Genomic DNA, 12291 nt, shown 5'->3' with positions numbered 1-12291 from the left:
ACTAATCCCATAGAGTCAGTGGGAAAGTATTACTGGAGGCGTTGCCGTGAACTGGTTGATGGCGTTGACCGGCCTCGGAGTCGGCACCGTGGTCGGTATGACGGGAATGGGCGGCGGCGCCCTGATGACACCGATCCTCGTCCTCTTCTTCAACGTGAACCCGCTGACCGCGGTCTCCAACGACCTGGTCGCCTCGGCGGTGATGAAGCCGGTGGGCGCCGGGGTCCACCTCCGGCACGGCACGGTCAACAAGCGGCTGGTCTACTGGCTGATGGCCGGCTCGGTCCCGGCCGCCTTCGGCGGCGTGCTGCTCGCGAAGTGGCTCGGCTCGGGCGAGGACGTGGAGCACGTCATCAAGACCGCGCTGGGCGTGGCGCTGCTCATCGCCGCGGGATCCCTGGTGGCCAAGGCGTATCTCCAGATGCGCGAGCGGGTCCAGGGCAAGAAGGTCAGCGACGACGGCGCGCTGTCCATCCGGATCAAGCCGCTGCCGACGGTGATCATCGGCATCGTGGGCGGCGTCGTCGTCGGCATGACCTCGGTCGGCTCGGGATCGCTGATGATCATCGCGCTGCTGGCGCTCTACCCCACCCTGAACGCCAGCTCGCTGGTCGGCACCGACCTGGTGCAGGCGGTGCCGCTGGTCATGTCGGCGGCGCTGGCCCACATCCTCTTCGGCGACTTCGAGTTCGGCATGACGGCGTCGTTGCTGATCGGCTCGATCCCCGGCGTCTATCTCGGCGCCCGATTCTCGTCCCGGGTCAAGGGTGGCCTGGTGCGCAAGGTGCTGACCGTGGTACTGGTGGCATCGGGTCTGCAGTTGCTGGGTGTGCCCATCCCGGCCACGGCGGTCATCGTCGGGCTCGCGATCGTACTCGGCCCGATCGGCTGGATGTGGGCACGCAAGCTCAACGGACTGCCGGCCGTGGCCAAGGTCGAGGCGCGAGAGGTCGAGGCACGAGAGGGTGCGGTGAGTCAGTGACTCCGACGACAGCGACGGAAGCGACGGACGAACGCCAGGCGCCGCCGGACGGCCGCGCCCCGATACTCGTCACCGGCCTGCCGCGCAGCGGCACGAGCTGGGTCGGCAAGATGCTCCAGTCCACCGGCGAGGTGGTGTACGTCAACGAGCCGCTCAACCCCCACCGCCCGCCCGGCCGCTCCCCCGGCGTGCTCAACGCCTCGGTCAGCCACGCCTTCCAGTACATCTGCGCCGACAACGAGGAGCCGTGGCTGCGGGCGTACCGGGATACCACGCGGCTGCGCTACCGCCCGCTGGCCGAGCTGCGCGCCAACCGGGCGCTGCCGGACCTGGCGCGGCTGGCGAAGAACCTCACGGCGTTCTCCACGGGCCGCCTGCGGGGCCGCCGGGCGCTGCTGGACGATCCCTACGCCGTGCTGTCGGCCGCCTGGTTCGCGCGGCGTCTCGGCGCCGTCACCGTGGTGCTGGTGCGCGACCCGGTCACCTGGGCGGGCAGCTGGCGCAAGCTCGGCTGGACGACGTACTTCCACGAGCTGCTGGAGCAGCCGCTGCTCGTGCGCGACCTGCTGGGCGAACGCGCCGAGGAGCTGCGCGCCCTGGTGGGCAGCCAGGACGAGCTGGCGAAGAACGCCACGCTGTGGCGCGTCACCTACGAGGCCGTCGACGCGATGCGCGGGCGGGCCGCCGGTTCGCTGCACGTGGTGCGGTACGAGGACCTGGCCGCCGACCCGGAGCGGGCGTTCGGCGAGCTGGCCCGCACCTGCGGGCTGACGTGGGGCGAGGCGGCGCAGCGGACGGTGCGCGAGGCCACCACCGCGGGCAACGCGCCCACGCGGGCGATGTCGTGGACGCTGAAGGGGGGTCTGTCGCGCACCGCCTACCAGCCGATGGACTCCCAGGCGGCGCTGCGGACGTACAAGGAGCGGCTGACCGCCGAGGAGATCGACCGCGTCACGGAGCTGACCCGGGAGGTCAGGTCGCGCTTCTACGACTGAGCCCTCCGAGGCCGAGCGGGGAGGCCGGGCGCGCGGCCCGGCCTCCCCGCCGGGCCCCGGGCCGGGCCCCGCGGCCGGCTCCTACGGCTGGGCGCGGCGGCGCAGCGGCAGCAGGGAGCGCCGGGTGGGTTTGGTCATCAGCTCCTCCACGAGCACGCCGAAGCGCTCGATGGTCTGAGGCAGGTCGCTCACCTCCGGCTGGGCGGCGAACCGCTCGGGGCGTTCCAGCGCGGCGGCGACCAGGGTGCGGAAGTCGTCCTCGTCCTCGGCCAGCCGGATCAGGCCGTCGGCCGCCACCCGGCGGCTGAAGCGGAGCTGGTGGTCGTCGACGTGCTCGCCGAGGTCCGAACGCCGGGGGACGACGACCGGCACCTTGCCGGCGCCGCGCGCGTCCATGATCGAGCCCGGCCCGCCCTGGCAGACGACGACGGCCGCCTCGCGCAGCGCCTCCTGCAGCTCGTGGTGCGGCAGCAGTTCGTGGGCGACGACGCCCCGGCCGACGGGTGCCGGGGTGTAGCCGTGCTGCACGAGCCACCGCAGCCGGGGCCCGCTGGCGGCGTAGCGCTCGATCCAGCCCATGAGCCGGGGGAAGGGGTGGTGGTCGGTACCGACGGTGACCAGCACCAGCGGGCGCGCGGCGCCGTTTTCAGCCATGCTCATGTCACAGCACCTTTCCGACGACGACGGAGTCGTCGTACAGCTCGCGCTGGTCCTCCCACTGCACGAGGAACAGGTCGGTCACCGGCTTGCACAGCCGCCCGGTGACGGTCCGGCTGTCGATGCGGTCGAAGACCTCCAGGTAGGCGGTGCGTATGCCGCGGAGCCTGGCCACCCAGAAGAAGGGCACGGCGACCCCGGCCCCGGAGCTGATCACCAGGTCGGGGCGGTAGCGCGGGATCAGCCACCAGGCGAGCCGCAGGTTGCGCAGCAGGTTGCGCAGGTTGCGGGTCGTCGGGTGGAACGCCCAGGTGACCTCCTCGTCGGCGAGCAGGGAGCGGGCGTCCGCGCTGTCGAAGGTCACCCACCGCCGCTCGTGCCGCCGCCACCACGGGCTCAGCCGGTGCAGCTGCGCCAGATGGCCGCCGGCGGAGCAGACCATCAGCACCCGCAGCGGGCGCTCGCCGGGTTCCCCCGGCGTTCCGTACCCCTCCTGACCTCGGGGTCTCTTCGGATCCTCGGGCCTTTCGATATTTTCGCTGCCGTTGTGTTCGAAGGTTTCACTGACCATCGGTTCGGCTCTCACCTCCACTGCCGCTCTGTGCGGGTCCGCCGCCACTTCGGCGTTCGCCGCCGCCCAGCCCGTAGCCGTAACGCAGCATGGCGGGCGCGGTCATGGCGGTGACGACGGCCTTGTCCCGGGGACGCATTGCCGACCGCCAGGCGTCATCCACGCGCAACGGAACGGTTCCCTCGGAGAAACGCATCGGGTTGCCGGAAACGCTGTGTTCGGGCGACAGACGCAGTCCCGACGCCTCGACGAAATCGAGATCCCCAGGCCGCATTTCATGGCCCGCCATGGCCGAAATCCGACGCAGCGTGTCCTCGGGATCGGCGACGAAGCGTTCATAACGCAGCGTCATACCGCCCCGGTGAAACAGTCGCAGAACGTCGAAGAGGCCGTTGTATGCGGACCATCTCGCCGCAAGCTTAGGAATCGGAATCCTTGCCATATAGGCGTCTTCTGTGACGATCTCCGGGCGCTTCACCTTCTTCGCCCAGGAGTGGGCGACGCCCCGGCTGTCCCGCATCACGTGAAGTAGCCGCAGGTCAAGGCCGGGGACGCGGCGCAAGACGGCGGCGTAGGAGACGTGTTTGGAGGAGTCGACGATCACCGGGCAGCCGCTGACCTCGCGTATCGCCTGGTAGAGCTGTCCCAGCACGTCCGCCATCTCGCCGAGACGGCCGGCGAATTCGGGGGGCGGGCGGCGGCGCAGCAGCCTGGGCAGATAGCGGGTGCGGTCCACCCGGCGTTGCAGGGCGGCCACCCGCTCGGGGTCGACCGCGTCCCACCCGCCGAACGCCCGCTTGCCGACATCCGTCCAGAACGGACAGGCGTGGAAGCGATTCCCGCAGCCGCACAGGTGGTTCTCCATCGCGCCGCGGGTCCAGAGGAAGACCAGTTCACCGACGTGGCAGAAACCGGGGAGCTCGCCGAGAGCGCGGGAGAGAATCGTGCTTCCGCTGCGGCCTAGCCCTCCGATGTAGAGCACTCGGACCGGATCCATGGAAGCGGAGCATAGGCGCGCCCGAAGCGCGAACACAATGATAACTGGGATAAACACACAACACCCGCACCACCGTCAAAACACGCTCTCGTTATGGCTATGAACAGTCAGTAGACTTCGCGCACGTGACGACGACCGCGACAGGAGTAACGGAGCAGCCCGAAGCGGGAGCCAGCAAGGCTGACCTGGCCGGGGCCGCACGCAGCGGCGCGCTGGGGTTCGCCGGGGCGGTGGTGGCCGCCCTGGGCGGCTTCCTCCTCACCATCGTCATCAGCCGGGGCCTGGGCTCGGCGGGCGCCGGCGTCTTCTTCCAGTCCTTCGCGATCTTCACGATCCTGTCCGCCGCGGGCACGGCCGGGGCCGACACCGGACTGCTGTACGTCGCCACCCGCAGCCGGGCGCTGGGCCGCGTCGCCGAGCTGCGCCGCACCATGGCGATCGCCTTCGGGCCGACGGTGCTGGCCGCGACCGCGATCGCCGTCTCCGTCCACCTCGCCGCCCCCGGCCTGTCCGAGCTGCTCATCGACGAGCAGTACCAGGAGCGGGGCGCCGACTACCTCGCGCTGCTCGCGCCCTTCCTCGTCATCGCGATCATCGGCCTCATCGGCGTCCAGGCCACGCGCGGCTTCGGCGGCCTGCGCTGGTTCGTGGCGATCCAGCAGCTCCTGCTGCCGCTCGGCCGGGTGGCCGCCGTCGCCCTCGTGCTGGCCCTCGGCCTGAGCGGCCTCGCGGTGCCGATGGCCTGGGCCGCCCCGCTGCTGCTCGCCTGCCCGCTGGCGCTCGCCGCGCTCTACCGCCAGCTGCGGCGCGTGGAACGCAACCAGCTCGCGCGGTCGGCGCCGCCGCGCCCGGTCGGGGCGATCGCGAGGGAGTTCTGGGCGTACTCGGCGGGGCGAGGGTTCGCGCAGCTCTTCACGCAGACCATCGTCTGGTTCAACGTGATCATCGTCGGGGCGCTGGGCTCGGCGGCGGAGGCCGGCGTCTTCGCGGCCCTCAGCCGCTTCGTCACCACCGGCACGCTGGTGATGCAGGCGATGCGCCTCGGCATCCAGCCCCAGCTCGGAGCGGCGCTCGCGGTGGGCGAGACCCGCCGGGCGGAGGATCTCTACCGGATCACCACACAGTGGATCATCGCCTCCTCCTGGCCGCTCTACCTGGTCCTGGCGGCGTTCGGGCCGCAGGTGCTGCGGCTGTTCGGCGGGGAGTTCACCTCCGGCGCGGACGCGCTGACGATCCTCACGCTGACGATGCTCTTCAGCCTGGCCACCGGCAACGTCAACACGGTGCTGCTGATGGCGGGCCGCAGCCGCTGGACGGCGGCCAACACCGTCGCCGCGCTCGTCGTCAACATCGGGCTCAACCTGCTGCTCGTGCCCGCCCACGGCATCATCGGGGCCGCCATCGCCTGGTCGGCCAGCATCCTCACCGAGCGGGCGATGGGGATGTACCAGGTGCGGGTGCTGCTCGGGCTGCGCGGCTACGGCAAGGGCTTCGTGCTGGCTATCGCGCTCGCCGCGCTGGTCTACGGCGGCATGGGCCTGGCCATCCGTCTGACCGCGGGCGCCACGCTTCCGGCGTTCGCCGTCTACCTGGCCGTCACCAGCGTCGTCTACCCGGCGGCGCTGTGGGCATGCCGCGACGCGCTGGGGCTGCCCGCGCTGATGGCGGTCTTCCGCCGCCGCGGCGGCGGTGGCGGCGCCGCGGCGGCGGCGGTGCCGGCAGCCCAGGCGGGTCCCCACCCCCGCGACCACGCGCCGCAGCACGCCAAGCCCCGCCACCACGGGCTCTCGCGCTACGCCCGCTGCCGCCGGCGGCGACCGGGAACCCGGCACGACGGCCGCACGGGCTGACGCGCGCGGCTCCGCAGGGGCGTCCCGGCGGGGGACGCCGAGGCACCTCCTCCGGGCCGTGGCGGTGTCGGCGCACGGCGGAGCCACCGGCGGCTTGGGAGAGATCCCTCCGCGCCACGACGCGGAGTCCACCGGCCGCGGCCGGGTTTCCCGCTGCGGCCCTATGGCAGGGACAGGCAGGGACAGAAGAGGCCCCAAGGACCTCGGCAGCGCCGACACGTGCCAAGCCTTCAGCGGCTTCGGAGGCTTCCGCCACGCCACTGGAGACCACCGGTCGGTCGGGGGACGGCGGGTGCCTCCAGGCCTCGCCGGCGTCGGCGCATGCCGGAGCGTTCGACAACGCGGAGACGGCAGGCCGCACGCCCGGCGGCGAGGCCCTCGGATCACCCGGCGGCGGTGACGCCCAAGCGCGGCGCGGTCACAGCCTCCGGCACGGCGCGGCTTGGTGACGGCCCGGTCCCGCCTCAGTTCCGGCGCGGACGGCGAGGCGCCTCGGAGCCCTCGCTGCCCGCCTCCGCCGCAGCCCGTCGGCCGGTACAGCCAGGGGCGTTTCCTCCCGGCCGTGGCCGGGAGGAAACGCCCCCCGTGCGTGACGGTCCGTCAGGGCAGCGGCTACGCGCGGACCGTTCCGTCGGTCCGCGCCGGCGGCACGCGGCGGTGGGCGCCGCCGGCGGGTGCGCCGCGGTCCTCGCGGTCGCCCGGCTCGCTCCGCTCGGACCGGCTCGCGCGGCGGCCGCCGATGACGGCGCAGCCCGCGATCGGCGTACCGAGCCGCTCCAGGCTCAACGCCAGCGCCTCCAGCTCCGGCGCGGTGCTGCGCCCCACCTGGCCGACCACGATCGCCACCGCGCCCGGCAGGCCCGCCAGCGTGAGGATCTCCGAGCGCGTCAGCTGCCCGGAGGCGTCGAGCACCACGTAGCCGCCGGAGGCGGCGAGGTTGGCGACGAGCGCCTGGCCCTCCTCGCCCGCCAGCAGCGCGTGCGCCGCGTCGCCGTGCGCGGCCCGCAGCCCGGGGACGCTCGTCGGCCGCACCGCCTCTCCGCCGTCCGCCTCCTCGGCGCCGGGCAGCAGCGTGGCATACCCCTGGACGCCGTGGGCCCGGGGCCGCCCGGCGTCGAGGGCCGCGAGCCCCGCCGCCTCGCCGCTGGGCCAGCCGGGCATCAGCAGCACCACGTCGTGGCGGGCCTGGGCGATCGCCACGGCCAGGCCGGCGCCGGCCGTGCCGGATCGGGCCGCGCCGCCCTCGTCGGCGACCACGATCACGCGGGTGCCGGCCCGCCGCAGCGCCGGGAGGAGTTGGGCGCGCAGCACGCGGTACGCCTCCGCCGCCGGGCCGGACGGGTCGTCCACGAGCGGGGCGGCGGCGTTGCTCTTGGGGATCTCCGCCAGCACGGGCGCGTGCGCCGCCTGGCCGACGTCGCGGGCGGTGCGCACCCGCTTGTCCAGCCCCTCGCGGGCGAACGCCGCGAGCAGCGCCAGCACCAGGGAGGCGAGCACGCCGCCCGCCAGGAAGGTGGTGCCGCCGGTCAGCGAGGCGGGGCTGGCGGACTCGGCCTCGCGCAGCACGCTGCCCGGCTCGAACGACATGGTCTGCAGGTCGCCGCGGCGGGTGGAGAGGCTCTGGATGCTGCGGTCGGCGATCTGCCGGTCCGCCGCCGCCTCCCGTGCCTCCTGCGAGCCCTCCTCGGCGTTGGCCACGGCCTCCTCGGCGGCGATGAGGTCCTCGCGGGCCGCGTCCAGCGACTCCTCGACGCTGGCGAGCAGTTCCTCCTGCTGCCCGCGCGCCTCCGCCTCCCGGTGGTCGAGGAAGGCGCTGGCGTAGGCGTTGGCGCCGTCGCGGGCCTCCTGCCGGGTGTCGGCGGTGTAGGTCAGGGTGAGGCTCGCGGTGTCGCTCGACGCCGTCACCGACATACGGTCGCGCACCGCGTTCGCGTCGTCGGGCGACCGCAGCAGCTCGGCGAGGCGCTCGGCGACATCGGCTGAACGGGCGGTCTGCGCCTCGGAGTCGGTGTTGACGAGCTGGTCGGCGGTTCTGCCGCTGCTGAACGGGTCGGCGCCGATGGGATTGACCCGGACAATCGCGCTGGCCTCGTACGAGGAGGACCCCAGTTGCGCATAGGCCGCGAACCCCGCGATACCGACCAGAGCGACGAGGAGCACAATTCGCCATCGGCGGCGAGGCACCTCGAAATACCGCCTCACCTCTACGGACTGCGCGTCGGATGTGCCAGTCATGGGAACCACCCGCACGACGATACAACCTGCCCTTTGATCATCTTGAGACGATCCCGTGAACATATAAACATGACATGAACAAAAAACGGCACTCGAGCCGATCATCCGTCCACCGCGAATGCTAATCTCGGGCCCCTGGTCGCTCGGATGGTTTCGGATCGTTAACGGAAGCCGGAGCGGGCTGGATCAACCGGGAAATCAACCAGATTCGGTCCGAATCAACCTGATCAACCTGGATGAGGTCACGCCATGAGTGAGATCACCGCTGAGATCACCGCAGCGACACGCGCCCCGTCGGTGAGCGTCGTCGTGCCGACGCGCGACCGCCCCGAGCTGCTGCTCCGCGCGGTCACCGCGATCCTGGGACAGCGCTACGAGGGCTTCGTCGAGTGCATCGTCGTCTTCGACCAGAGCGACCCGGCGCCCGTGCCGGTCGAGGTGGGCGAGAACCGCGCGCTGAAGCACATACGCAACGAGCGCACACCCGGCCTCGCCGGCGGCCGCAACACCGGAATCCTCGCCGCCAAGGGCGATCTCGTCGCCTTCTGTGACGATGACGACGAATGGCTGCCCGACAAGCTGAGCGCCCAGGCGGAACTGATCGAGCGACACCCCGAGACGCCCCTGGTCTCCAGCGGGATCATCGTCTCCTACGGGGACAAGAACGTTCCCCGCCTCGCCCCCGACCGGGCCCTGATGCGCCCCGACTTCCTGCGCGACCGGATCATGGAGGTGCATCCCAGCACCGTGCTGATCCGCCGCCCCGTGCTGCTCGATCGCATCGGGCTCGTCGATGAGGAGATTCCCGGCGGGTACGGTGAGGACTACGAGTTCCTGCTGCGCGCCGTGGACGTCGGCAGCATTCACGCCGTGAACCGTCCGCTGGTCAAGGTGCTGTGGCACGCGCGGTCATTCTTCTTCGACCGCTGGAAGATGATCATCTCCGCGCTCCACTATCTGCTCGACAAGCACCCCGACTTCGCGACCGAGCCGGTGGGCATGGCGCGCATCGAGGCGCAGCTGGCGTTCGCCCACGCCGGGCTCGGCGAGATGCGGCAGGCCCGGCGCCTGGCGCTGCGGGCGCTCAAGCACAACTGGCGCGAGCAGCGCGCGTACGCCACGCTCCTGGCCAGCACGCGGCTGGTGAAGGTGGACACGATCGTCAAAATGGCGCACCGAGCGGGCCGAGGGATCTAGGGATCCGCCGCCAAGGGATCCAGTGATCTGCCACACCGTCCGAGGAACGTGAACCCCATGCCCGCGACCGCGACTCCCACGCCACCCGCACCGCCCTCGCCCCTGGCCGCGCCCGCGCCCGGGGCCCCGGCGGGCCGCGCCCCGCATCCGCTGCCGCGCTGGCCGCTGTACGCGCTGTTCGTGGTCTTCCCCGTCTGGTGGCTCATGGGCCTGGGCGACATGATCTGGCCCCTGTTCGCGCTGCCGATGTCGGTGCTGCTGCTGCGGCACGGCCAGCTGCGGGCGCCGCGGGGCTTCGGCCTCTGGCTGCTGTTCCTGGTGTGGATGTTCGCCTCGGTCATCGAGATCGACACCGGCGGCCGCATGATCGGCTTCTTCTACCGGGTGCTGATCTACCTCGCCGCCACCGTCATCTTCCTCTACGTCTACAACGGCACCGAGCGCGACCTGCCCGCCCGCCGCGTCGCGCTGGCCCTGACGGCGTACTGGGCGGCGGTGATCGCCGGCGGCTACCTGGGCGTGTTCTTCCCGCACAGCTCGATCAGCACGCCGATGGCCCAGATCGTCCCGCAGGGCCTGCAGTCGAACGAGCTGGTCTCGCACATGGTCACGCCGCGCTTCGCGCAGGGCGACCCGGAGGGCTTCTACGCCAACAAGCCGCGCCCGTCGGCGCCGTTCGCCTACACCAACGGCTGGGGCCACAACTACGCCGAGCTGATCCCGTTCGTGCTGGTCGCGCTGGCCTTCCTGCGGCGCAGCAGGCTGTTCTGGCTGGTGATGGTCCTGCTGCCCCTCTCGCTCATCCCCGCGTATCTCACCGTCAACCGCGGCATGTTCGTGGCGCTGGGCCTGGGCCTGGCGTACGCCGCGCTGCGGATGGCGCTGCGCGGCAACACGCGCGGGCTGGTGGCGCTGGGCGGCCTGATCGTGGTGGCGCTGGGCGTCAACCTCGCCGTCGGCGTCCAGGACCGCGTGGCGGAGCGGGTCGACAACAGCCAGACCAACGAGACGCGCCTGGCGGTCTACGAGGAGGCGTACGAACGCACCCTGGACTCGCCGCTGTTCGGCTACGGCGCGCCGCGCCCCTCGGAGCTGGGCGAGGGCGTGCCGGCGGTCGGCACCCAGGGCCAGTTCTGGAACGTGCTGTTCTCCCACGGCTTCGCGGGCGCCGCGCTCTTCCTCGGCTGGTTCGTCTGGCTGTCGTGGCGGACGCGGGGCTCCCCCACGCCGCTGGCGCTGTGGATGCACGTGGTCGTGCTGATGACGACCGTGATGATGTTCTACTACGGCCTGATGGACTCCGGTCTCATCATCGTGATGATCGCGGGCGCCCTCGCCCTGCGGGAGGCCGAACGCCAGCCGCCGGCCCGGCGGCGGGCCGCACCGCTTCTGACCGGCTGACGAGGGTCCTCTGACGTTCGGTCCACATGGAGTTCATGGGCCGAAATACTTGTGAAGATGTGCCCGATGACACCCCAAGGCGGTCTGGACGCCGCGCCGCGCTCTCACCATAATCGGGGCTCGCGGGGTTCCCGGGGCTGGGTACGCGCGGTGTGGGCTGGGCCGTGCGGAAACGCGAAAGGCACGTTTTCGATGCATGAGTGAACGCGAGGAGAACCATGGGCGCCCACACGCCTGCCAGTACCCGAAGCCCGGAGCGATTCCGCCGGGACCGATTCCGTAAGAGGCGACTACACCGCCGCAGCCGCGGCCTGATCGCGGCGGGACTCGGAATCACCCTTCTCGGGCCGCTGGCGGTCAGCTCCACAGCGGCAGACGCCGCACCCGCCACCGCCTCCAGCGAGAGCGTCCAGTGCGCGCTCAGCGAAATCCTCGTCCCGAGCTGCGGGTTGCTCTGGGGCATCTACACCACGCCCGAAGGAGGAGGCCGGAGCCTCTACGAAGACGTGACCGGCATCGAATCCGACATCGGCCGCGAATTCGACATCATCCACCGCTATCACGACTTCTCGAACAAGGGCTCGCAGGGCATCTTCCCCGACCAGTGGGAGCGGCGGCTCGCCAACGGCGAGGACGGCGCGGACCGCACGCTCCTGCTCAACTGGACCACGCGGATCCATGGCTCCGACGAGCGCGTCTCCTGGCAGCAGGTCGCGAGCGGGGCGTACGACGAGTCGGTGATCCGGCCGGCCGCGCAACGGGTGAAGGAGTGGGACAGGCCCATCTTCCTCGCCTTCGACCACGAGGCCGAGGGCAACCGCCGCCCCACCCAGGGCGATGGAGCGGACTACGTCGCGGCGTGGCGCCACATCTACGAGATCTTCCAGGAGGTCGGCGCCGACAACGTCATCTGGACGTGGATCCACGTCGGCTGGATCGGCCTCGAGCACACCGTCAAGAGCTTCTACCCGGGGGACGAGTACGTCGACTGGATCGGCTACGACCCGTTCAACTACTACGTCTGCCGGGACAATGAATGGCGCTCGCCGGGCGAGGCGATCGGACGCTGGTACAACTGGCTGCAGCGAAACGGCTTCGACCACAAGCCGATCCTGCTGGGCGAGTACGGCACCGTCGCCGATCCGGAGAACGAATGGGCGCAGGCGGAGTGGTATCGCAACCTCGTGCCCGCGTTGCGGAAGTTTCCGCGTATTCGGGCCGTCGCCCACTTCAACACCCACAAGGTGTGCGATACGCGCGTGACCACCCGCCCCGACGTGCTGGAGGCGTGGGGCGAGGCCGGCAGGCATCCGTACGTCACCATCCAGAACGACTGAACCGGCCGGGCCGATCAGCCCGGCCGATGTTCGGATCCGTTCACGCGGATTCCACACATCACCTACATC

Annotated in this window: 10 protein-coding genes; 6 read left to right on the top strand and 4 right to left on the bottom strand. The window is 71.3% G+C overall.

Annotated features, from left to right (window positions below; genetic code table 11):
- The first annotated feature begins 46 nt into the window (after positions 1 to 46).
- Both ACTWQH_RS00230 and ACTWQH_RS00225 read left to right on the top strand, forming a co-directional pair.
- The gene (locus ACTWQH_RS00230) at positions 47 to 982 is read left to right on the top strand and encodes a sulfite exporter TauE/SafE family protein (RefSeq protein WP_443284186.1); all 936 of its coding nucleotides are present in this window, start codon (positions 47 to 49) and stop codon (positions 980 to 982) included.
- Positions 979 to 1977, top strand: coding sequence for a sulfotransferase (locus ACTWQH_RS00225; RefSeq protein WP_443284185.1), 999 nt, complete (start codon positions 979 to 981; stop codon positions 1975 to 1977). The genes ACTWQH_RS00230 and ACTWQH_RS00225 overlap by 4 nt, the downstream gene beginning before the upstream one ends.
- An 81-nt stretch (positions 1978 to 2058) precedes the next feature.
- On the opposite strand, the gene ACTWQH_RS00220 is transcribed toward ACTWQH_RS00225, so the two are convergent.
- The 3 genes from ACTWQH_RS00220 to ACTWQH_RS00210 are packed head-to-tail and all read right to left on the bottom strand — an operon-like array spanning position 2059 to position 4202.
- Positions 2059 to 2637 (bottom strand): glycosyltransferase, encoded by a 579-nt coding sequence (locus tag ACTWQH_RS00220; RefSeq protein WP_443284184.1) that lies wholly within the window; start codon positions 2635 to 2637, stop codon positions 2059 to 2061.
- Position 2638: 1 nt separating this feature from the next.
- Positions 2639 to 3205 carry a hypothetical protein gene (locus ACTWQH_RS00215; RefSeq protein ID WP_443284183.1) on the bottom strand — a complete coding sequence of 189 codons (567 nt, stop codon included), beginning with the start codon at positions 3203 to 3205 and terminating at the stop codon, positions 2639 to 2641.
- Positions 3195 to 4202, bottom strand: a complete 1008-nt coding sequence (locus ACTWQH_RS00210; protein ID WP_443284182.1) for a sulfotransferase — start codon at positions 4200 to 4202, stop codon at positions 3195 to 3197. Before ACTWQH_RS00210 ends, ACTWQH_RS00215 begins: the two co-directional genes overlap by 11 nt.
- Positions 4203 to 4327: 125 nt before the next feature.
- Between ACTWQH_RS00210 and ACTWQH_RS00205 the strand changes: the two genes are divergently transcribed.
- Positions 4328 to 6052 (top strand): MATE family efflux transporter, encoded by a 1725-nt coding sequence (locus tag ACTWQH_RS00205; protein WP_443284181.1) that lies wholly within the window; start codon positions 4328 to 4330, stop codon positions 6050 to 6052.
- A 612-nt stretch (positions 6053 to 6664) separates the two neighbouring features.
- On the opposite strand, the gene ACTWQH_RS00200 is transcribed toward ACTWQH_RS00205, so the two are convergent.
- A complete protein-coding gene (locus tag ACTWQH_RS00200) occupies positions 6665 to 8287 on the bottom strand; it encodes a Wzz/FepE/Etk N-terminal domain-containing protein (RefSeq protein ID WP_443284180.1) in 1623 nt (540 codons plus the stop codon).
- Between the two features lie 249 nt (positions 8288 to 8536).
- On the opposite strand from ACTWQH_RS00200, the gene ACTWQH_RS00195 reads away from it, so the two are divergent.
- The 3 genes from ACTWQH_RS00195 (at position 8537) to ACTWQH_RS00185 (ending at position 12222) form a co-directional block, all read left to right on the top strand.
- A complete protein-coding gene (locus ACTWQH_RS00195) occupies positions 8537 to 9484 on the top strand; it encodes a glycosyltransferase family 2 protein (protein ID WP_443284179.1) in 948 nt (315 codons plus the stop codon).
- Between the two features lie 57 nt (positions 9485 to 9541).
- Entirely contained in the window at positions 9542 to 10885 is a 1344-nt protein-coding gene (locus tag ACTWQH_RS00190; RefSeq protein WP_443284178.1) for an O-antigen ligase family protein, read from the top strand.
- 506 nt (positions 10886 to 11391) lie between these two features.
- Positions 11392 to 12222 (top strand): glycoside hydrolase family 26 protein, encoded by an 831-nt coding sequence (locus ACTWQH_RS00185; RefSeq protein WP_443284177.1) that lies wholly within the window; start codon positions 11392 to 11394, stop codon positions 12220 to 12222.
- Positions 12223 to 12291 lie beyond the last annotated feature (69 nt).

This window comes from Streptomyces sp. 6N223 (assembly GCF_052246635.1).
In the GTDB taxonomy this organism is placed as follows: Bacteria; Actinomycetota; Actinomycetes; order Streptomycetales; family Streptomycetaceae; genus Streptomyces.
This window is presented reverse-complemented; position numbering and strand designations above follow the sequence as displayed.

What these genes read in the sequence shown, in the direction of transcription:
- ACTWQH_RS00220 (WP_443284184.1), bottom strand. Translation starts at nt 2,637, where the DNA reads ATGAGCATGGCTGAAAACGGCGCCGCGCGCCCGCTGGTGCTGGTCACC.
- ACTWQH_RS00190 (WP_443284178.1), top strand. Translation starts at nt 9,542, where the DNA reads ATGCCCGCGACCGCGACTCCCACGCCACCCGCACCGCCCTCGCCCCTG.
- ACTWQH_RS00195 (WP_443284179.1), top strand. Translation starts at nt 8,537, where the DNA reads ATGAGTGAGATCACCGCTGAGATCACCGCAGCGACACGCGCCCCGTCG.
- ACTWQH_RS00210 (WP_443284182.1), bottom strand. Translation starts at nt 4,202, where the DNA reads ATGGATCCGGTCCGAGTGCTCTACATCGGAGGGCTAGGCCGCAGCGGA.
- ACTWQH_RS00215 (WP_443284183.1), bottom strand. Translation starts at nt 3,205, where the DNA reads ATGGTCAGTGAAACCTTCGAACACAACGGCAGCGAAAATATCGAAAGG.
- ACTWQH_RS00200 (WP_443284180.1), bottom strand. Translation starts at nt 8,287, where the DNA reads ATGACTGGCACATCCGACGCGCAGTCCGTAGAGGTGAGGCGGTATTTC.